At 54.2% G+C, this 18,961-nt stretch carries 19 protein-coding genes; 10 read left to right on the forward strand and 9 right to left on the reverse strand.

Annotated elements, in window-relative coordinates; translation table 11 throughout:
- The first annotated feature begins 81 nt into the window (after positions 1-81).
- The 3 genes from V8I28_RS04335 to V8I28_RS04345 all read left to right on the forward strand — a co-directional run bounded on the left by V8I28_RS04335 (position 82) and on the right by V8I28_RS04345 (position 3,168).
- Positions 82-768 carry a VIT1/CCC1 transporter family protein gene (locus tag V8I28_RS04335; protein ID WP_341778894.1) on the forward strand — a complete coding sequence of 229 codons (687 nt, stop codon included), beginning with the start codon at positions 82-84 and terminating at the stop codon, positions 766-768.
- Positions 769-783: 15 nt separating this feature from the next.
- Entirely contained in the window at positions 784-1,491 is a 708-nt protein-coding gene (locus V8I28_RS04340) for a VIT1/CCC1 transporter family protein (RefSeq protein WP_341778895.1), read from the forward strand.
- 96 nt (positions 1,492-1,587) lie between these two features.
- Entirely contained in the window at positions 1,588-3,168 is a 1,581-nt protein-coding gene (locus V8I28_RS04345; protein WP_341778896.1) for an APC family permease, read from the forward strand.
- A 127-nt stretch (positions 3,169-3,295) separates the two neighbouring features.
- Here V8I28_RS04345 and V8I28_RS04350 read toward each other — a convergent pair whose 3' ends face one another.
- The gene (locus V8I28_RS04350; protein ID WP_341778897.1) at positions 3,296-3,751 is read right to left on the reverse strand and encodes a GNAT family N-acetyltransferase; all 456 of its coding nucleotides are present in this window, start codon (positions 3,749-3,751) and stop codon (positions 3,296-3,298) included.
- 141 nt (positions 3,752-3,892) lie between these two features.
- On the opposite strand from V8I28_RS04350, the gene V8I28_RS04355 reads away from it, so the two are divergent.
- Positions 3,893-4,936, forward strand: a complete 1,044-nt coding sequence (locus V8I28_RS04355; RefSeq protein WP_341778898.1) for a lactonase family protein — start codon at positions 3,893-3,895, stop codon at positions 4,934-4,936.
- A 470-nt stretch (positions 4,937-5,406) separates the two neighbouring features.
- On the opposite strand, the gene V8I28_RS04360 is transcribed toward V8I28_RS04355, so the two are convergent.
- From V8I28_RS04360 to V8I28_RS04370, 3 genes are read right to left on the reverse strand one after another with little or no spacing between them, the layout of a single operon-like run.
- Complete coding sequence (locus tag V8I28_RS04360; RefSeq protein ID WP_341778899.1) at positions 5,407-6,330, reverse strand: sce7725 family protein; 924 nt, start codon at positions 6,328-6,330, stop codon at positions 5,407-5,409.
- Positions 6,327-7,016, reverse strand: a complete 690-nt coding sequence (locus V8I28_RS04365) for a hypothetical protein (RefSeq protein WP_341778900.1) — start codon at positions 7,014-7,016, stop codon at positions 6,327-6,329. Before V8I28_RS04365 ends, V8I28_RS04360 begins: the two co-directional genes overlap by 4 nt.
- Positions 7,013-9,379 carry an ATP-dependent DNA helicase gene (locus tag V8I28_RS04370; protein ID WP_341778901.1) on the reverse strand — a complete coding sequence of 789 codons (2,367 nt, stop codon included), beginning with the start codon at positions 9,377-9,379 and terminating at the stop codon, positions 7,013-7,015. The genes V8I28_RS04365 and V8I28_RS04370 overlap by 4 nt, the downstream gene beginning before the upstream one ends.
- A gap of 153 nt (positions 9,380-9,532) precedes the next feature.
- On the opposite strand from V8I28_RS04370, the gene V8I28_RS04375 reads away from it, so the two are divergent.
- Both V8I28_RS04375 and V8I28_RS04380 read left to right on the forward strand, forming a co-directional pair.
- The gene (locus V8I28_RS04375) at positions 9,533-9,796 is read left to right on the forward strand and encodes a PTS sugar transporter (protein WP_341778902.1); all 264 of its coding nucleotides are present in this window, start codon (positions 9,533-9,535) and stop codon (positions 9,794-9,796) included.
- 65 nt (positions 9,797-9,861) lie between these two features.
- Positions 9,862-10,065 carry a hypothetical protein gene (locus V8I28_RS04380; RefSeq protein WP_341778903.1) on the forward strand — a complete coding sequence of 68 codons (204 nt, stop codon included), beginning with the start codon at positions 9,862-9,864 and terminating at the stop codon, positions 10,063-10,065.
- Between the two features lie 371 nt (positions 10,066-10,436).
- Here the strand turns inward: V8I28_RS04380 and V8I28_RS04385 are convergent, their stop codons facing one another.
- Positions 10,437-10,787: a hypothetical protein gene (locus V8I28_RS04385; protein WP_341778904.1), complete on the reverse strand. Its 351-nt coding sequence runs from the start codon at positions 10,785-10,787 to the stop codon at positions 10,437-10,439.
- A gap of 280 nt (positions 10,788-11,067) precedes the next feature.
- Here V8I28_RS04385 and V8I28_RS04390 point away from each other — a divergent pair, with 280 nt between their 5' ends.
- From V8I28_RS04390 to pstB, 4 genes are all read left to right on the forward strand, one after another.
- Entirely contained in the window at positions 11,068-11,958 is an 891-nt protein-coding gene (locus tag V8I28_RS04390; protein WP_341778905.1) for a phosphate ABC transporter substrate-binding protein PstS family protein, read from the forward strand.
- Positions 11,959-12,039: 81 nt separating this feature from the next.
- Positions 12,040-12,993, forward strand: a complete 954-nt coding sequence (pstC, locus tag V8I28_RS04395) for a phosphate ABC transporter permease subunit PstC (RefSeq protein WP_341778906.1) — start codon at positions 12,040-12,042, stop codon at positions 12,991-12,993.
- Positions 12,983-13,870, forward strand: coding sequence for a phosphate ABC transporter permease PstA (gene pstA / locus V8I28_RS04400; RefSeq protein WP_341778907.1), 888 nt, complete (start codon positions 12,983-12,985; stop codon positions 13,868-13,870). The genes pstC and pstA overlap by 11 nt, the downstream gene beginning before the upstream one ends.
- A gap of 11 nt (positions 13,871-13,881) precedes the next feature.
- Positions 13,882-14,685: a phosphate ABC transporter ATP-binding protein PstB gene (gene pstB, locus V8I28_RS04405; protein WP_341778908.1), complete on the forward strand. Its 804-nt coding sequence runs from the start codon at positions 13,882-13,884 to the stop codon at positions 14,683-14,685.
- 493 nt (positions 14,686-15,178) lie between these two features.
- Here the strand turns inward: pstB and V8I28_RS04410 are convergent, their stop codons facing one another.
- Genes V8I28_RS04410 through V8I28_RS04425 form a run of 4 tightly spaced genes read right to left on the reverse strand, consistent with a single transcriptional unit; the run spans position 15,179 to position 18,960 of the window.
- Positions 15,179-16,249 (reverse strand): ABC transporter substrate-binding protein, encoded by a 1,071-nt coding sequence (locus tag V8I28_RS04410; protein ID WP_341778909.1) that lies wholly within the window; start codon positions 16,247-16,249, stop codon positions 15,179-15,181.
- The gene (locus V8I28_RS04415) at positions 16,246-17,049 is read right to left on the reverse strand and encodes an ABC transporter permease (protein ID WP_341778910.1); all 804 of its coding nucleotides are present in this window, start codon (positions 17,047-17,049) and stop codon (positions 16,246-16,248) included. Before V8I28_RS04415 ends, V8I28_RS04410 begins: the two co-directional genes overlap by 4 nt.
- Positions 17,046-17,870 carry an ABC transporter permease gene (locus V8I28_RS04420; RefSeq protein ID WP_341778911.1) on the reverse strand — a complete coding sequence of 275 codons (825 nt, stop codon included), beginning with the start codon at positions 17,868-17,870 and terminating at the stop codon, positions 17,046-17,048. Before V8I28_RS04420 ends, V8I28_RS04415 begins: the two co-directional genes overlap by 4 nt.
- Complete coding sequence (locus V8I28_RS04425; RefSeq protein WP_341778912.1) at positions 17,854-18,960, reverse strand: ABC transporter ATP-binding protein; 1,107 nt, start codon at positions 18,958-18,960, stop codon at positions 17,854-17,856. Before V8I28_RS04425 ends, V8I28_RS04420 begins: the two co-directional genes overlap by 17 nt.
- Position 18,961 lies beyond the last annotated feature (1 nt).

The raw sequence follows: 18,961 nt of genomic DNA on the forward strand, positions 1-18,961 counted from the left end.
TCATAATTTAGTTTGTGTCACCTAACTTTTATTTATAAGAGTGTTAAGATGGAAGACGGACATAATCGGGGGTAGATAGCTATGAGAAAAGAGAAGAAAAAGGCAACGTTGGCGCAACGGATTAACGTGCTGCGGGCCAGCGTCATGGGAGCTAACGACGGGATTCTTTCCGTTGCCGGCATCGTTGTCGGGGTGGCGGGAGCGGCCACCAGTAGTTTTGCCATCTTTATTTCGGGGATTGCGGGCATGATTGCCGGAACGGTCTCCATGGCGATGGGCGAATACGTCTCGGTCAACGCCGAGAAGGATGCCCAGCGCAAGGCGATTGAGACGCAGACCGTGGCCCTGGACAACGACTACGAGGGGGAGTTTGCGTTTGTCCGTGATAAATACTTAGCCAGTGGGATTCGTCCGGAATTGGCCAATCAAGCGGCAAAGGAAATGATGACCAAAGACCCCCTCAAAACGACCGTCCGTGAACGGTTCGGGTTCAACGTGGGGGAGTACACGAATCCTTACTCCGCGGCGATTGCCTCGATGATTTCATTTCCAACCGGGTCAATCCTACCGTTAGTCTCCATCTCACTGTTGCCGGCACAGTGGCGGATTGCGGGAACCTTTATCGCCGTCATCATCGCGCTGTCGATTACCGGGTATATCGCGGCCGTCTTGGGCAATGCCAACCGGCGTAACGGGACCACTAGAAACGTAATCGCCGGGATCTTAACGATGCTGGTCACGTACGGAATCGGGAGTTTATTCGCTTAGAGGGGGGCCACAGCAATGGCAGCAAATGAAGAAGTACGCGTTAAGAAGCAAAAAAAGCAACAGACCATGAGTGAAAAATTAAATACCTTACGGGCCGGCGTTCTGGGGTCTAACGATGGGATTCTAACCGTTGTCGGGGTGCTGTTCAGTGTCGCCGCGGCCACGAACAATCAATTTACCATCTTTATCGCGGGTCTCTCGGACCTGTTGGCCTGCGCCTTCTCGATGGCGTCGGGCGAGTACGCCTCCGTCAGCACGCAGAAGGATACGGAACAGGCGGCCGTTAGCCAGGAGGCCGCCTTGCTCAAGACCAACTATCAAGACCAGGAGGCCGCCGTTCAACGGTTCTACGAGGAACGGGGCGTGTCCGCCGAGACCTCACTGGCGATTGCCCAAGATCTCATGCACAAGGATGCCTTGAAGACGGTGGTGAACGTGAAGGAAGATATCCAACTGGGGCACTACATGAATCCGTGGAATGCCGCATTCTCCTCACTGATTGCCGCTTCGCTGGGGGGCGCCTTTCCGCTGATTGCCATGAGTCTCTTTTCCACGGCTTGGCAGTGGCCAGCAACCATCATCGCCGTGTTACTGTCCGTCACGCTGACGGGATTTCTGAGTGCTAAATTAGGCCATGGGTTAGTCCGCACCGCGATTATCAGAAACGTGATTGTTGGGATTATCACCATGTTAATTCACTACTACGTCGGGCAACTCTTCTAAGGGAAATATTGCTACTTTCTTAGCGCATTGCCAGATTCCAGGTGTACAATGGGCCAATATCTTTTTTGAAAGTGAGGAATTTGGTTGAAGCGCAAGATGAGTTTATTTTCATTAGTCATGCTAACGCTGAGTGCCATCATCGGTTCGGGTTGGTTGTTTGGGGCAGGAATGGCTGCCCAGATCGCCGGTCCGGCCGCTATCCTATCTTGGATTTTAGGGGCCGTGGTTATCGGCCTGATTGCATTGAATTACATTGAACTTGGGACGATGTTCCCGACCAGCGGGGGGATGAGCCAGTACGCGGCCTTCTCCCACGGGCCCTTGTTAGGCTTCGTGGCTGGTTGGTCGAACTGGCTATCGCTACTGACAATTATTCCGATCGAAGCGGTCGCCGCCGTCCAATACATGAGTTCGTGGCCCTGGGCCTGGGCGAACTGGACCAGGGGCTTCTTGAAGGATGGAAACATTACCAATCAAGGATTAATGATTGTCTTTCTGTTTATTTTGGCCTTTACTTTATTGAATTTTTGGTCAGTGAAATTGCTGACGCGGTTCACCAGCTTTATCGCCGTTTTCAAGTTGGTGATTCCGACCTTAACGATTATCGTGTTGCTAGCGACCGGATTTGATGCCGGTAACTTTGGACATGCGGCGGGCTTTATGCCCGGTGGGAGCGCGGCCATCTTCTCGGCTACTACGGCCGCGGGGATTATCTTCTCCTACAATGCCTTTCAGACGACCATCAACATGGGCAATGAAATCGACCACCCGGAACGCAACATTCTCTGGGGGATCGTGATTGCCTTTGGGATTAGTACCGTGATTTACACGTTGCTTCAGGTGGCCTTCGTCGGGGCCGTGCCCTCGGCGGCGCTGGCGCACGGTTGGCAAGGCGTCAACTTCCAGTCGCCGTTCGCGGATATTGCGATTCTGCTGAACTTGGGCTGGCTATCGACTCTACTGTATTTGGACGCCTTCGTCTCGCCGTTTGGGACCGGAGTCTCGTTTGTGGCGACGACCAGTCGAGCCCTAGCGGCGATGACCGGGACCAAGCACGTGCCGACCAAGCTGGGAGAAATCAACCGGAAGTACCAGACACCGCGGCGCGCCATGGTGGTGGATATGCTCCTGGGCGTTCTGCTCGTAGCTGGTTTTCGGAATTGGAGTGCGTTATCCAATGTGATTTCCACCTCCACGCTGATTGCTTACCTCACGGGTCCCGTGACGGTCAGAGCACTTCGGCGTCAGGGCCACGACTTTATCCGGCCGTTTCGACTACACGGTGTTAATCTTTGGGCGCCGCTAGCCTACGTATTGGCGAGTCTGGCCATCTACTGGGCCAAGTGGCCGACTACGGTCGAGGTCTTCGGCGTGATTGCCTTAGGTCTCCTGTGCTACATTTATTACGAAATTCGACAACCAGCGGGGTGGCGAGCCTTACGGGCAAGCCTCAAGGGAAGCCGGTGGTTGTTAGCCGAAATGATTTGGCTAACCGTGATGTCGTATGCGGGGAGTTCGCAGTTCGGCGGGATTGGGCAGATTGCCTATCCTTGGGACTTCTTAGTGGTTGCACTGGGGAGCCTAGCTTGCTATTACCTCGGGGTTCATGATGCTTATCGGAGTGAATCTTTTGATATCGCCCGCGAATTAAATCAGCGGGTGACGGAGAAGGATTAAGGGAGATTGGACTGCTGGTGTGTGCAGGGGAGACTGTGCCGTCCAGCAAGTTTATGACAATGAAAAGGCCTTGGTGCGGGTTGAACCGCATCAAGGCCTTTTGGTCGCTTCAAGTGATAGTCTGTGATTAATGGTGTCGCCGCCAGGTCCAGTCCTGACCGGTGTCGTCGGCGGTGAATCCTGCGGCCGCGAGCACCGCTTCGTCCAGTCGCGCGGACGGGGTCAGCTTTAATTCGGTGAGCTGAAGTTCGTCGCGCCCAAAGCTGACGAGCCGGTCGACAATCTCCTGTTGTTCGCTGGCGGGCAGGCGTTTGCCGGCCAATCCGGCGTGACCGGTGTGGGCGGGCAGGTCCAATTCTAAGAAGCCGCCCCAGCCCACGAGCTTGTGGGTCTGCCGCCGTTCGATGCCCCAGGTCAGGGTCGAACGTTTCATGGTGGAACGCATGGTATTGTTGATCCACTCGGCGGTTTCGGCGAGATCGCGATTGGTGAGGTCGGCAACATTTTTTAATTTAAAACGGGTAAGCCAGTCGAACCGAAATTTCGGTGTGAGTAACGGGTGGTAACCCTCAAAGCTTGACATGAACGGTGATTCCTTTCTTAAAAACGATTTAACCCTATTGTACAGATAAATCCGCGCCGTTACCAGTGACTTCACAAGTGTTGTTGACTGAGCTGTGCTATACTTGAATTAGATATTGGTAAGTTGAAAGGGGTAGCACATATGACGGAAGATTTTTATATTGGGACTTACACCAAGCGGATTAGTCGCGGTATTTACCGGGTAAGCCTGGACACCAAGACACCACAGCTAACGAATTGCGAATGGTTAGCTTCTGCAGGGAGTCCAACTTACATTGCCAAGGCCGCTGCTGAGCGCCTGTACGTCATCAATAAGAAGGAAACCGATGGTCAGACCCAGGGGGGCTTGATTATCTACGATGTTTCTGAAGAAAAGCCACGGGCCATCCAACAAGTGTTGGAGCACGGTTCTTCACCGGCTTACGTTGCGGTTGATGAAGCCCGGCAACTGGTCTACACGGCCAACTATCACAAGGGCCTGGTCGATGTCTATGCTATCGCGGACGATGGAACCTTGAAGGAAACGGATGAAATTCACGATGACGATCCCGTGGGGCCAGCACCTGAACAGGCCGATGGCGCACACCCCCATTTTGCCAACTTGACGCCGGACAACCGGTTAGTTGTTTGCGACTTGGGAACGGATAAAGTTTACATCTATGACGTGTCAGCGGCTGGTAAATTAACGGCCGTCAGCCACGTCGATCTGCCAGCGGGCTATGGTCCCCGGCACATTGTCTTTGACGAGAAGAAGGGTGTCGCCTACCTGGTCGGTGAATTGAGCAGTAACGTGGCCACGTTGGACTACGACGCGGCGGCTGGCAAGCTGACGGTTAAGCAGATTAGCCACACGATTCCCGATGACTGGACGGCCCACAATGGTTCCGCCGCTATTCGCTTGAGTCGCGATGGGCGTTTCGTCTACGTCTCCAACCGGGGCCACAACTCCATCACGGTCTTTGCGGCCGATGATGAGGGTCAGTTGACCACGGTCCAACGGATTTCTACGGAAGGCGACTTCCCACGGGATTTCAACTGGAACGCGGATGAAAGCTTAGTCATCGTCGTCAACCAGAATTCTGACAACGCCACGTTATACCAACGTGATGCGGCCAGCGGTAAATTGACGATGGTCCAAAAGGACTTCATGGTACCAGAGGGCGTTTGCGTGGTGCCAGTTAAATAGTAAAAGAGTGCGGAGCAAGGCGTTTAGATCCTGATCATTAGCGTCATTAAGGTTAAAATCCTGGGCTTGGATTTTTGCCTTAATGGGGCTAAGCGCAGGGATCTGCCTTGCTCCGCACGTTTCGTCTATAGGAAATTAGAGCCGATTCCCCTTAAGAAAACTAAAGGTTGAAAGATAGAAATCGACTAAAACTAGTGTCATCGCGTTAAGTTTAGTCGTTTACAGTTTCGTAGTGGAAAGTGGTCGCCTTACCGTTCACCAAGGCTTCCAAGCGAACCGGAAGCCCGCCTCTCAGGCTGAAGGTGTCCCTCATAGCAGGCGGAACCCCTGGCAGGCGCAGGCTCTTGGCCTCACTAATTTTTGTTGACAGAATGCTGCCGTTCCGGGAATCAGCGCGTTTATTCTGCTTTCAACCTTCAGTTAAGGAAAATCAAATCACGAAGAAATGAGCAAGGGCCAACACGCCTAGCTTATTTTTTTATAGGAAAATTTGCCTTAAAGTACGCCGCCATCACCTGCAGATGGTGCTCCAGACTCAAGCGTTTCACCACGCCCAACCCGGGGAAATGTTGCTGGTCGTGGTAGGCCGCGAGTTGCTTGGCGGCCGGTGTCTGGGTGGCTATCGGCTGTTGCGGGAGCCATTCGGCCAACTGCGATACGGCCTGGAAAAACTTTTCCTTGGGATGTTTGAAGTCTTCGCGGTCCGTGGAAACGAAGCGGTGAATCCGCAATTGGTTGCCGTTAAAGTAGGTGAGGTGGAGCGTGACCGCCCGAGCGGGATAGCCATGTTCGCTGTAATGACCACCGCCAATAGTATAGTCGCTAAAACCCAGGTCGCCGTATAGGTTAGCGAGGGCCCAGTCGTCACTGAAGAAGCCATCGGTGATGTCGGCGTAGCTCCGGTCGTGCTCCGGAAACCAGGCGTGATCGAAGAGCCGAACGGTTGGCCGGTGAATGAGTCGACGAATCCGGGCCTCCGGTGGTACCAGGAGATAGTCGGGGGCCGTCAGCCAGCCCGCCTGACTCGCGGCTTGGAGCTCATCGTATTGCCGGGCGACCAGCAGCGTCCGGTGACCGGCTGGGGCCGTTAACGTTTCCGGAATCAACGTGGGCGTCAGGACATGCCCCACAATCAAGTTAGGGTTGTCGCGATAGGCCTGCCAGTCGTACAGTTTTTGCTGGGTCAGAGCGTAGTCGCTGACGGTGGGGTTGGCGATGACCACCACGGGTTGGTTGTGGTCCACGAAGGCCGCGATGGTTTGGGGCAGGCCGCGAATGTCCCGGACGGGTTCGACGATGGGGATGATGTTAGCGGGCAGAATCCGCTGCTGGGCGATGGCCTTTAGGGCTTGCAGGTCGTATTGTCGCCCGCGAAAGTAAGGGAAATAAATCATAGTTGCTCCTTTAGCCGCTGCTGTAGCTGGTAAACCTCCAGATTTAAGGCGTCGACTTCCGACTGGAGGGCCGTTACGGCGGTGGATTGTGTGTCGTCGATAAACTGATCGTAGAAGTTACTGTCCGGATCGTAAACGTCGTAGTGTTGATGCCGCTTCTTGAGTTCCTGATAGAGTCGATCGGTGCTGTACTGCTTGAGTCCGGTCGCCATCTGCTTGGCCTTATTGACCTCACGCCCCTGTGAAGCGATGAAGCGTGCCGTCAACTGAGATTCAGGCACCTGGAGCTCCTGACGACGGGGTGGTCGCGCCACGGTGAGGTAGCCCGGCGCCACGGGCGTTTCGGTCGCCGTCGCCAGCATGGCTTTGTCGAACGGCCGGTAAATCAGGACGCCGATCCCCGCCGGAATCTCGTCGGCCACGGCCTGGTAAAGCTTGAGTGGCAGCACGAAATAATTGTAGTGCCCGACAAAGGAGAGCTTGGCCTTGGAGTGAAAATCCGACTTGGTCACCTTGAGTTCGTAGCACCGCCATTCGATGGAAAAATCAGGGAGCTCTTGGTAGCTTAAGGTATCAACAATCCCGGCGTCGTCGAGCATGGTGACCTCTTCCACCGGCGTGGCGCCGTTTTCACGACAGTAATAATACAATGCTTTTTCTAAAGCGAGGGTTAACTTGGTTTTCATGTCGAAGACACCTCCCGATGCCAGAAGTTGGCGACCGCCGCGGTCAGTTGTTCGGGGCGGTAGAGTCGCTGGAAATGTTGCCAGTGCTGCGGATACAGATTGGTGTAGCGGGGGCTGGCGAACCGCTGATCCATCAGTAAGATGATGCCGACGTCCTTGGACCCGCGGATGAGACGACCGGCTGCCTGGAAGACGTTGTTGAGGCCCGGTAGCTGGTAGGCAAACGCGAAGCCCTGGTGGGACTGCGCATCGAAGTAGTCGCGAATCAGGTCGGTCTCAGGATTGATGCCGGGCAGCCCCACGCTGACCACGCCGACTCCAATCAGCCGGTCCGCCTTGAGGTCGATCCCTTCGGCGAAGATGCCGCCGAGCAGGGCAAAGCCCACGAGCGTGGTGGTCGGATTGGGCCGGAAGTTGGCCAGAAAGGCCGTCCGATCGGCCTCGGCCATTTGTGCCTGCTGGATTACCGTCTTCACGTGGGGGTAGGCCAGCGCGAAGGCCTGGGTGACGTCGAGCAGGTAGCTGTAGGACGGCAGGAAGATGAGATAGTTGCCGACTTTACCGTCGATGAGGGTCTTGATGGCTAGCAAGATGTTGGCGAGGTTGGCGTTGCGTTGTTTATACGTAGTTTGAATGTAGTTGGTCACGAAGATGGCCTGATGGTCGGGCTTAAATGGTGATGCCAACCGGTAGGCCAGACTGTCGTCGTCACCGCCCAGCACCGTCTGGTAGTAGCTCATCGGCGAGAGGGTAGCGGAGAACAGCACGGCACCGTGGCCCAGCGCCAGACTATCGGCCAGAAAGGCGCTGGGGTCCAGGCAGAGTTGCTTAAGGGTGATGTTGCCGTCATCGATGGTTAGCCGCATGCGGTAGGTGTCGTCGTAGTAGTCACCGATTCGCTGGTAGCTGATGGCCGCAAAATAGTAGTCTAGAATGCTCTGGGTAAACGGCGTCTGGGGTTGGTCGACCAGCCAATCGTGAATCGCCTCGACCAGCCGGCCCAGGTCGTGGTTGAAGTCCTCGGGCGGCGTCAGGAAGGTACTGTCGGTTTTACCGTCCGCTAGTAGCGGTGCGACGATGTCGTCAAAAGTGGCCCGCAAGTCCTGGAGGCGTCGGCGGAGTTTGGGCGTGGTCTGACCGAGGTCGCGACTCTGCTCAATCAACCGGTCCAGCGGCCGACTGGTGAGTGCTGCCGAGTACATTTCCCGAGAACGGCTGACCAAGTTGTGGGCCTCGTCAATCAAAAAGAAGTTGTCGGGGTCCTCGGCGGTAAAGAAGCGTTGCAGGTGGACTTGGGGGTCGAAGAGGTAGTTGTAGTCGCCCACGATGACATCACAAAAGAGACTCGCGTCCAGTTGAAATTCAAACGGATCGAGGGTGTGTTTGCGCGCATACTGTTCAATCACCGGTCGGGTCAGTTGGTCGTTGTGCTGAATCAGGTCGAGGAGCGCCGGTTTCAAGCGATCGTAGTAGCCTAACATGTAGGGATTCTCTTCCGGTTGGAGGTCAGCCTCCTCGGGAAATTGAATCTTGTCCTTCGCCGTCAGCGTGATGCTCTTGAGTTTCAGCCCCTGGCTGGCCATGAGCGTGATGGCTTCCTCGGCCACGGTCCGGGTACTCTGCTTGGCGGTCAGGTAAAAGATGCGTTGAATCAGGTCCTCGCCGATGGCTTTGATTGTGGGAAAGAGCGTCGAGATGGTCTTCCCGGTGCCGGTCGGGGCCTCGGCGAAGAGCCGCTTGCTGGTCAGGATGGTCTTGTAGACGACCACGGCGAGTTCATGTTGCCCGGGCCGGTAGTGGTCGAAGGGAAAGGTGAGCGCCTGAATGGTGGGGTCGCGGCGGTCGCGCAAGTCGGACCGGAACTTCAGCCAGGTGACGTACTCGGCGATGACTTGGTCGAAGAAGGCCTTGGCCGCCTCACGGGTGATGACCTGATCCGTCTGGGTCGTGGTCTCCGTGTTGGTTTGAAAATACGTGAGGGTCAGGGTGACTTTGTCGAGGTCGGTTTCCTTTTCCATTAGGAGGTAGGCGTAGAGCTTAACCTGTCCCCAGTACAGCGTCAGCGTGTTAGCGCTCAGCTGGTCAAAGACGGTTTCCGAGGTTTTGATTTCCTCGATGCTGGCGGCGTCTTCGGTGAGGGTGACGCCATCGGCCCGGCCATGTAAGAGGTAGTCGTCGCCGTTTAAGGTCAGCTTTTTATCGAGGTAGTATTCCTTTTGATAGTTTTCTCCGCGCTGTTTTTGCAGGCGACGGTGGATGCGTGCACCCAGTAGTGCCGTGTTCTGGCTATTACTCGTGCTTCCCAAATCACCGGTTCGCAAGGTGAATTCAATTAATTCACGGACGCCTAATTTGATTGGCAAACCCGCATCGCCTCCATTTCTGGCAATAAGCATAACATACTTTGGCCTGAGTTTGAACGCGTGTTCGGAAGAAATGAAAGCCTTGTGAAATAATTATAAAAGTCTTGGCTTTCCATATGTAATCGCTTACAATATAAGTAAGAGGTGATCACGATGAAGACAATTGGATTCTCATTATTCAAGGAACTGCCAACCGTTGACGAAGCCGCTGCATTTGAAAAGATTTGTCGCAAGCACACGGGTAAGGTGACCATCAAGGTACGGGACATCGAAATTGATCCGAGCCGACACGAGGAGGTCGCGGTACTCACGGACTACGCGGGCCACTACGTTCGGGTCGTGGCCGAGGGGCCGGATGAGGCCTTGCTCGCTGGAGCCATCCACCAGCAATTGGCCGCCGATAAATGTTGCTACTAGTGGCTTGACGCTCCGCCGCGGATTCGCTAAGCTCGAGGTAAGTAAATTTTCGAGGAGACTTAGCGGTGAGTGAAGAACAAGTAGCGAGACTATGTGAAATTGCGCCCAAGTACGGGCTGCATCTGGAACATTCAGGATTGATCATTACCCGGGTCAACGATCAGGCGACCCAGTTGGATACGACCAAGTACATGCCGGACCAGTTTATTGATTTACTAACCCAGATTATTGGGACGAACATGAAGGCTGATTTATGGGACTGGAAATAAGTACGTCGGTTGGTCGTCGATGTGAAGCAAATAAAGTTATGGAAGGTCGGGGGTAGATACCCGGTCTTTTTTAGTTAGTTGGTGATTTATATAGAAGTAAGTTTGAGGTTCGTATACTGGATGGGTGGCTAAAGAATAGATGTTTGTTTACTCAATGACGAGATTGTCTTACGCGGCATACGCTGTCATAACGGGCATCGCATTTAGTCAACGAGGATGAAGACAGCCACCGGAGCCGGGGGCGAACGGCAAGGCGGCCAGCCCCGTCAAAGTTGCCAGAAACATCTAAAGCGTAAAGATAATGCGAATGCCAGAAAAAATACCGTTAGCCTGGTGACTTGAGTAAGTCACCGCGCTAACGGTATTGGTGTTTAAGCTTCTTCCCAACGGTTAAATTCTTGGGGATGGCTACCGAGATAGGCGATAGCTTCCTTGGCCAGCGTCTGTGTTGCGGCCGCGAAGTCCGTTGATGCGGCATCGCCATCGGCATCCGCTTCGTCTCTTAGGAAACCGGAGGCGAGGTCGAGATACTTCGTTCGCCGGCCAATCCCATTGTCCTTGAACAGGTCGTCTAAGCCAGTCAGATCGTTCTTCCCGGCGGTTGCCACTTGTTGGGCTAAGTCTGCTTTAGCGCCTAACTTGGTGGCGGCGTAATCCATCAGAAAGTCGTTCATATCAACGATCATGGCTTGTCGTGCTTTTCTTTCACTTTTATTTGCCACTTCTGGTCACCTCTTACTTCTAATTCTAGCCATTTTCGCCAACAGACGCAATTAACGTCACTAGATTAAGTCATTAATCGTGTTTGACCCTTAACTACCGCAATATAAATGAATTTATAGCGACTTTGGCAACATTTACCGAAAATTTACACGATTGCTACGAATAATATATATTCATCGCTTAGAATCAGGGTTGTAAGTTATGGGGAGGCATTTTGAGAAATCCACTGCGGATTACTCGAGATGGTTCTACTATCTTTAAAGACATGGAGTGACAGAGATGAATAAGGGATCAAAGTTAGCAATGGGGATTGCAGCACTGAGTATTCTATTAGTTGGTTGTGGAAAGGCCACAAGTTCGACTAGTAGAAAAGGCAGTAGCGAACCACTTTCTGGTAAGGTAACTGCCGTGGGGTCCACCGCGTTACAACCACTGGCTGCGAAAGCGGGTGCCAACTTTACGAGCAAGAATAGCAAGGTTAATTTAACCGTCCAAGGTGGCGGGTCCGGGACTGGGTTAAGCCAGGTTCAAGCCGGCGCCGTTTCCATCGGGGATTCTGATATCTTTGCTGAAGAAAAGGCCGGCATCAAGGCCGACAAGTTGACGGACCACAAGGTGGCTGTCGTGGGGATGGCCCCAGTGGTTAACAAAGATACCGGCGTCAAGAACTTGAAGATGGCCCAACTGAAGAAGATCTTCACGGGTAAGATTACCAACTGGAAAGAAGTCGGTGGTAAGGACCAGAAGATCGTCATCATCAACCGGGCACAAGGTAGTGGGACTCGGGCAACGTTTGAAAACGCCGTGCTCAAGGGTGCTACCGCTGTGAAATCACAAGAACAAGACTCTAACGGTGCCGTTCAAAAGATTGTTTCCTCAACACCAGGGGCCATCAGTTACTTGGCCTTCTCCTACTTCACGAACAAGTTGCAAGCCGTTTCTATCGATAACGTCACACCTACCGATAACAACGTGCAAACCAACAAGTGGAAGATCTGGTCTTACGAACACATGTACACCAAGGGCACGCCTGACAAGGCAACTGCTGCATTCCTGAAGTACATGGATTCCAAGGACGTTCAAAACAGTTTAGTTAAAGACATGGGTTACATTAGTATCCATGATATGAAAGTTACCAAGGACGCTAAGGGTGTCGTTACGCAAAACTAAGCGAGCGACTGTCTGTCAGTAGTCAATACGGGTGGAGGTGCGTTCGCAGCACCTTCACTTTTTTTAAGGGGGAGTCATCTAATGGAGCAAACTAATTTGCAATTAAAAAAACAAGACGCCCAAACCCATGAGTGGGATACGCGATTGCATCATGCAACCAAGGCCACGCGTGAGGATTGGGTCGGTCGCGGCGTCAGTTACTTCTGTATCGGCATCATCATTTTGGTGGTCGCATCCATGTTATGGTTTATCACCTCGAAGGGGATTGCCACGTTCACCCAAAATCACGTGAACCTGTGGAAATTCCTTTCGGGAACGAGTTGGGCACCCGATCAAGGTCAGATCGGGGCACTGCCTATGATCGTGGGGTCCTTTGCGGTGACCTTCGCCGCCGCAATCGTGGCCACGCCGTTTGCGGTCGGCACCGCGATCTTCATGACCGAAATCTCACCGAACAAGGGGCGGAAATTCCTACAACCCGTGATTGAATTGCTGGTGGGGATTCCTTCCGTAGTTTACGGGTTCATCGGCCTGGCCGTCATTGTGCCCTTCATGCGGCATCTGGTTGGCGGCTCCGGGTTCGGGATTATTTCCGCGACCTTCGTGTTGTTCGTCATGGTTCTGCCTACGATTACGTCCATGACGGTGGACAGCCTGCGGGCGGTTCCCCGTTTCTACAAAGAAGCCTCACTGGCCTTAGGGGCCACGCGTTGGCAAACCGTCTCGCGGGTAATCCTGCGGTCGGCGACTTCCGGTATCCTGACGGCGATTATCTTCGGGATGGCCCGGGCCTTTGGTGAAGCCTTAGCCGTTCAAATGGTGATTGGAAACGCCGCCATCATGCCCAAAAACCTGATTTCACCGGCATCTACGCTGACCAGTCAATTAACCACGGGGATTGGGGACACCATCGACGGTACGCTACCGAACAATGCTCTGTGGTCACTGGCTTTGATTCTGTTGCTGATGTCACTGTTCTTCAACGCCTTAGTGCGGATCATTGCTAAGAGGGGGCAACTCAAACATGAATGCTAAACGTACGGACCTGATCGCCACGATCGTTATTGATTTGATTGTCGCCTCCGTGGTGGGCATCCTGTTTTTCCTACTGGCCTACATTTTAACCGCCGGCTTGCCACACGTCAGCTGGTCGTTTCTGACCGGGGCCACGGATGCCTTCAGTGGCGCCGGGGGTATCGGCGTCCAGTTGTTCAATTCTTTCTACCTGTTAGTGCTGACCATGTTGATTTCCGTACCAATTTCTCTGGGTGCTGGGATTTATTTGGCGGAATATGCCAAGGATAACTGGCGGACCAGTCTGATTCGTTCGGCCATCGAAGTTCTGAGTTCATTGCCTTCCGTGGTCGTTGGGTTATTCGGTTTCTTACTCTTCGTGGTTAAGTTCAAGATTGGCTTTTCCGTTATTTCCGGGGCCATTGCACTGACCTTCTTCAACCTGCCATTATTAACGCGGAATATCGAAGAATCACTCAGCGCCGTTTCTCGGAGTCAACGTGAGGCCGGGCTGTCGTTGGGCCTTTCCAAGTGGAAGACCGAGATTGGCATTATCCTGCCGGTTGCCTTACCCGGGATTGTGACCGGGATCGTGCTGAGTGCCGGCCGGGTCTTCGGGGAAGCCGCTGCCTTGATTTACACGGCGGGGCAGAGTGCTCCCGTCACCAACTTTGCTGACTGGAATCCGATGGATGCGGCCAGTCCGCTGAATCCATTCCGACCGGCCGAAACGTTAGCCGTGCACATCTGGAAGGTGAACACGGAAGGCCTGGCCAGCAATGCGGCGACCTTGTCCGCGGCGGCATCGGCCGTCCTCATCATTGCGGTGCTCCTGTTCAACCTGGGCGCACGGCTGTTGGGATCGTATCTGTATCGCCGTGTCACGGCTAGCAAGTAGGGGGTGTCAGGATGTTAAAACAATATTCATTTGAAGATACGGCCGTTCAGACCTTTGACGACAAAACATCACTGGCGATGAAGACCGAAAACATGCAGGTGTTCTACGGGGACAACCACGCCATGTTTGACGCGAACCTAGCCTTTCCGAAGAATCAGATCACAGCGTTAATCGGGGCTTCGGGTTCCGGTAAATCCACGTATCTGCGGTCACTCAACCGAATGAACGATGGGATTGCTACGGTCACCGGAAAAATCTGGTACCACGGCGTCAACATCAACGAGCCCGGTGTGAACATTTATGAAATTCGGCGGCATATCGGGATGGTCTTTCAACGTCCGAATCCCTTTGCCAAATCTATTCGCGAAAATATCGTCTACGCCCTGCGTGCCAACGGCATTAAGAAGAAGTCCGTCCTCGAAGAACGGATTGAACAGAGCCTGAAGGGCGCCGCGCTGTGGGACGAGGTCAAGGATAACTTGGATAAGAGTGCCTTGTCGCTTTCCGGTGGACAGCAGCAACGGTTGTGCATCGCGCGGTCCATTGCCATGGCACCGGACGTGCTGTTACTGGATGAACCTTGTAGCGCCTTGGACCCGATTTCCACGGTCAAGGTGGAAGAGACGCTACTGGAATTGCAGAAGAAGTACACCATTATTATCGTGACGCACAACATGCAACAGGCGTCGCGAATTAGCAGTCAGTGTGCTTTCTTCCACTTGGGGCATATCATGGAATATGCCCCAACAAGCACCATGTTCAACAATCCCCAAATCCCGGTCACTCAGGATTATATTGCCGGTAGTTTTGGTTAAAATCGAAACGCGGCAGACAAAAGCCCCGCAACGCGAGAGTCGTTGCGGGGCTTTGTTAACCAGTCATGGCTGGATGGTTGGAGTCCGAGCGGCTTGGGAGCTTCGCCAGAACTGAGGATATCCTAGATGGCTCCACGTGGTCAGCTGGCAAGATCCACCGGCTAGCTGTGTTGATGCGATTGACGCTACTCCTAATAGTTTTCAGCAGGAGATTAGCTTTGGGTGATTGGTTACGGGAACAGCTGAGGCCACGTGTTAGATAAGCGTTCTGGAGAGAATACCATTGTAGCCGTGAGTGAAGCGGAATCTAGGCTTAGCCGGGGGATTTTGTGGCGGTTTTTGCTACGAAATCGGTGACTTTGAGACGGTGAGCTTCCGGCTCAAAGCAAGGACCGAGACCGCTCTTTGGCTCGGCCCGTCCTTCCCCAGCGATCCAGCCTAGATTCCGCGAACGGTAAGGCGGCCAGTATTCACCATGTAACCGTCGCCGCAATCAGTGGTGCATCTTGAACTCCAAGTAGAGGTCGTTGTACAACCCCACCTGCGCCGGCGACAGGTCGCGGTAGACCTCCAGGTGCCGCAGGGTGGCGGCGTCTGGGTAGAATTGACGGTCGTCGCGAATCTTACGCGGCAATAACGCCTTAGCCGCGCGATTGGGCGTGGCGTAACCCACGTATTCCGCGTTCTGCGCGGCGTTATCCGGTCGCGACATGAAGTTGAGGAAGGCATAAATGGCCTTGGTGTGCTGGGCCGTCTTGGGAATGACGAGGCTGTCAATCCACAGGTTACTACCCTCACGCGGCACCACGTAATGGAGATGGGGATTGTTGGCCAGCATTTCCGCCGCTTCCCCCGACCAGTCCACGGCTAGCGGCGCTTCGTTTTGGGTCATGTACATCTTAATCTCATCGGCCACGGTCGCCTTGACGTTGGGCGCCAAGCGGTTAAGCTTTCGTTCGGCCGCCCGCAATGTGGTGGGATTGGTCGTGTTCATGGACTTGCCCTGAGAGACCAGCGCCATGCCCATGATATCCCTAGCGGAGTCGATCAGCATGATCTTATCGCGATACTTGACCGACCAGAGATCGTTCCAGTGCCGAATCGTTCCGGGACGTATGAACTTGTCATTGTAAATGATACCCAGTGTGCCCCAGAAGTAGGGGAGCGAGTAGTGGTTGCCCCGGTCAAACGACTGGTTCAAGAACTGCGGGTCGGTGTTCGTCAGGCCGGTTAGCCGGCTTTTGTCGAGCGGCTTTAGCAGGTGGGCGCGTTTCATCTTCGCCACCATGTACTCGCTGGGAATGGCCAGATCGTAGTGGGTGCCGCCCTGATTAATCTTGGTATACATGGCTTCGTTGCTGTCGAAGGTTTCCACGTTGACGTGGTAGCCCGTTTCCCGTTGAAATTTCATCAGGAGTTGCGGGTCGATATAGTCGCCCCAGTTGTACAGGTTCAAGACCTTACTGCCGGTACTACCGCTAGAGGCCTGTAGCTGATGGGCCGCGTAGCCGAGCAGGCCACAGATGGCCAGTAAGCCGACAATTAAACTCACGAGACGTTTCATGAGGCCACCTCCCGCTTGCGTTGGCGGCGCTTGTGTCCGGCCTGCTGAATCCAGTAGTAACCACCCACGAGTAGTAGTGAGAAGAGAAACATGACGCCGGACAGCGCATTGATTTCCAGGTTAATGCCTTGCCGGGCGCGCGAGTAAATCTCCACGGAGAGCGTGGAAAAGCCGTTCCCGGTCACGAAAAAAGTGACGGCGAAGTCATCTAACGAGTAGGTCAGGGCCATGAAGAAGCCGGCAAAGATGCCGGGCGAAATGAACGGGATGATGACCCGCGTCAGTAGCTGGCGGGTGGTCGCTCCGAGGTCCTGGGCGGCATCGAGCAGTGAGGTGGACATTTCCCGCAGACGGGGGAGAACCATCAGTACCACGATGGGAATCTCGAAGGCCACGTGACTCATCAGCACGGTGCCGAAACCCAGGGGGATCTTTAACAGGGTAAAGAAAATCAGAAAGCTCGCGCCGATAATCACGTCCGGTGAGACCATGAGCACGTTGTTTAACGTGAGCAAAGAGTCGCGGGTTACCCGCCGCGTGGTGCGCGTGATGCTTAAAGCGCCCAGCGTGCCAATGAACGTGGCAATCAGGGCTGACAACAGGGCAATGAGCAACGTGTTGGCCACAATCGCCAGCATGCGGGCGTCGCTGAAGAGTGTTTGGTAGTGGCGCCAGGTGAATCCGTGAAAGTTGGTCATGGTTTCGCCTTGGCTAAACGAGTAGGCAATCAAGAAGATGATGGGCGCGTAGAGGATCAGGAAGACCAGTGCCAGGTAAAAGTGGGCTAGTTTAGACTTCATCGTGGCGTCCCTCCTTTGACTTTCTGATCACCGGTCAACAACATGACCACAATCATCGCGACGATGAGGACCACGCCAATCGTGGACCCCATGCCCCAGTTCATGGTCGTCAGGAAGTGTTCCTCAATCGCCGTTCCCAGGGTAATCACCTTATTACCGCCAATCAGCCGGGTCAGCATGAAGAGCGATAGTGAGGGAATGAAGACGGCTTGAATGCCCGCCTTGACCCCGGGGAGCGTCAGTGGAAAGATGACGTGGCGGAAGGTCTGCCAACTACTAGCGCCCAGGTCCCGACTGGCGTTGATGAAGGCCGGGTTGAGGTCGTCCAGGGCGTTGTAGATGGGTAGAATCATGAAGGGAATCTGGATATAGGTGGCCACGAAGATGAAGCTGGCGTTGGTGAAGAGAATCTGTTGCGGCCCGATGCCGATGAACGTGAGAAATTGGTTGGCGAGGCCAGCCTGACTGAAGATGCCGATAAAGGCGTAGGCCTTCAGGAGAATATTAATCCACGTCGGCAGGATCACCAGCAAGAGCCAGAATTGGCGGTGTTTGAGCTGGTGAATGAAGTAGGCCGTGGGATAGCTGATGAGCCCGGTGAACAGGGTAATCAGGAAGGCATACCACACGGAGTTGGCCGTCATCTTGAGGTAGGTGGCGGATTGAAAATAGGTTTGGTAGTTGCTCAGCGTCACGTGATGGCCGAGATCAAAGAAAGATTGATAAATAATGAGGGCAACGGGGGCAATCACGAAGAGCGCTAGCCAGAGGCCGTAGGGGATGAAGTACGCCCAGGTTCTGCGTTTAGTCAACGTTCTCATCCTCCAATTCCTCGTAGGTTTCGAGCCGGGCATCGAACTCGGCTTCCTTCTCGCCGAAGCGCATGACGTGGAGGTCCTGGGGACGGAAGGTCAGGCCGACCGCTTCGCCATCCTCAGCGGGGTTGACGGAGTGAATCAGCCAGTCGTTGCCGAGAGTGTCGGTCGCCGCGATTTCGTAATAGTCCCCGCGAAAAAGTTGCGTGTCGATGGTGACCGTTAATTTGGCCTGTTCCGGGGTCGTGAGGGTCAGGTCTTCTGGACGAATGACAACCTCGACCGGTTCGTTGTCGGGAATCCCGGCGTCGGCGCATTCGAATTGGTGGCCACCAAAAGCCACCTGGAAGTCGGCAATCATTTTGGCCGGTAAGATGTTGCTTTCGCCGATAAAGTCGGCAACGAAATGATTAATCGGTTCATCGTAAATGTCGACCGGCGACCCACTCTGGAGGACTTCGCCCTGGTTCATCACGAAGATCTCATCGCTCATGGCGAGGGCCTCTTCCTGGTCGTGGGTCACGAAGAGAAAGGTAATCCCTAAACGTTGCTGCAGGTCGCGCAGTTCGTATTGCATTTGCCGGCGGAGCTTGGCGTCTAATGCGGAGAGGGGTTCATCAAGGAGCAGGACCTTGGGTTCCATCACGATGGCCCGTGCGATGGCGATGCGTTGGCGTTGCCCGCCGGAGAGCTCGCTGATGGCACGGTCACCGTAGTCGGCAAGCTGAACCAGCTTGAGGGCCTTGGCCACGCGTTCGACAATTTCTGGCTTGGCGACCTTCTTTAGGGTGAGACCAAAGGCGACGTTTTCGGCCACGGTCATGTGGGGGAAGAGGGCGTAGTCTTGGAAGACCGTGTTGACATTGCGTTTATTGGCGGGAACCTCGTTAATTCGCTGGCCGGCGAAGAGCACATCGCCCTCGGAGACCTGCATGAAGCCGGCAATTGCCCGCAGAATGGTGGTTTTACCGCAGCCGGACGGTCCGAGCAAGGTATAGAATTTTCCGGACTCCAGCGTCAGATTAATATTTTTTAGAATGGTATGGGAATCGTAGCGTTTGGTGACGTGACGTAGCGTAATGATGGGCTCTGTCATC

It is taken from the genome of Levilactobacillus sp. HBUAS70063 (genome assembly GCF_038374745.1).
Classification (GTDB): Bacteria; Bacillota; Bacilli; order Lactobacillales; family Lactobacillaceae; genus Levilactobacillus.

What these genes read in the sequence shown, in the direction of transcription:
- V8I28_RS04345 (WP_341778896.1), top strand. Translation starts at nt 1,588, where the DNA reads ATGAGTTTATTTTCATTAGTCATGCTAACGCTGAGTGCCATCATCGGT.
- V8I28_RS04335 (WP_341778894.1), top strand. Translation starts at nt 82, where the DNA reads ATGAGAAAAGAGAAGAAAAAGGCAACGTTGGCGCAACGGATTAACGTG.
- V8I28_RS04415 (WP_341778910.1), bottom strand. Translation starts at nt 17,049, where the DNA reads ATGAAGTCTAAACTAGCCCACTTTTACCTGGCACTGGTCTTCCTGATC.
- V8I28_RS04425 (WP_341778912.1), bottom strand. Translation starts at nt 18,960, where the DNA reads ATGACAGAGCCCATCATTACGCTACGTCACGTCACCAAACGCTACGAT.
- V8I28_RS04410 (WP_341778909.1), bottom strand. Translation starts at nt 16,249, where the DNA reads ATGAAACGTCTCGTGAGTTTAATTGTCGGCTTACTGGCCATCTGTGGC.
- pstB (WP_341778908.1), top strand. Translation starts at nt 13,882, where the DNA reads ATGTTAAAACAATATTCATTTGAAGATACGGCCGTTCAGACCTTTGAC.
- V8I28_RS04390 (WP_341778905.1), top strand. Translation starts at nt 11,068, where the DNA reads ATGAATAAGGGATCAAAGTTAGCAATGGGGATTGCAGCACTGAGTATT.
- V8I28_RS04375 (WP_341778902.1), top strand. Translation starts at nt 9,533, where the DNA reads ATGAAGACAATTGGATTCTCATTATTCAAGGAACTGCCAACCGTTGAC.
- pstC (WP_341778906.1), top strand. Translation starts at nt 12,040, where the DNA reads ATGGAGCAAACTAATTTGCAATTAAAAAAACAAGACGCCCAAACCCAT.
- V8I28_RS04340 (WP_341778895.1), top strand. Translation starts at nt 784, where the DNA reads ATGGCAGCAAATGAAGAAGTACGCGTTAAGAAGCAAAAAAAGCAACAG.
- V8I28_RS04360 (WP_341778899.1), bottom strand. Translation starts at nt 6,330, where the DNA reads ATGATTTATTTCCCTTACTTTCGCGGGCGACAATACGACCTGCAAGCC.
- pstA (WP_341778907.1), top strand. Translation starts at nt 12,983, where the DNA reads ATGAATGCTAAACGTACGGACCTGATCGCCACGATCGTTATTGATTTG.
- V8I28_RS04365 (WP_341778900.1), bottom strand. Translation starts at nt 7,016, where the DNA reads ATGAAAACCAAGTTAACCCTCGCTTTAGAAAAAGCATTGTATTATTAC.
- V8I28_RS04420 (WP_341778911.1), bottom strand. Translation starts at nt 17,870, where the DNA reads ATGAGAACGTTGACTAAACGCAGAACCTGGGCGTACTTCATCCCCTAC.
- V8I28_RS04355 (WP_341778898.1), top strand. Translation starts at nt 3,893, where the DNA reads ATGACGGAAGATTTTTATATTGGGACTTACACCAAGCGGATTAGTCGC.
- V8I28_RS04350 (WP_341778897.1), bottom strand. Translation starts at nt 3,751, where the DNA reads ATGTCAAGCTTTGAGGGTTACCACCCGTTACTCACACCGAAATTTCGG.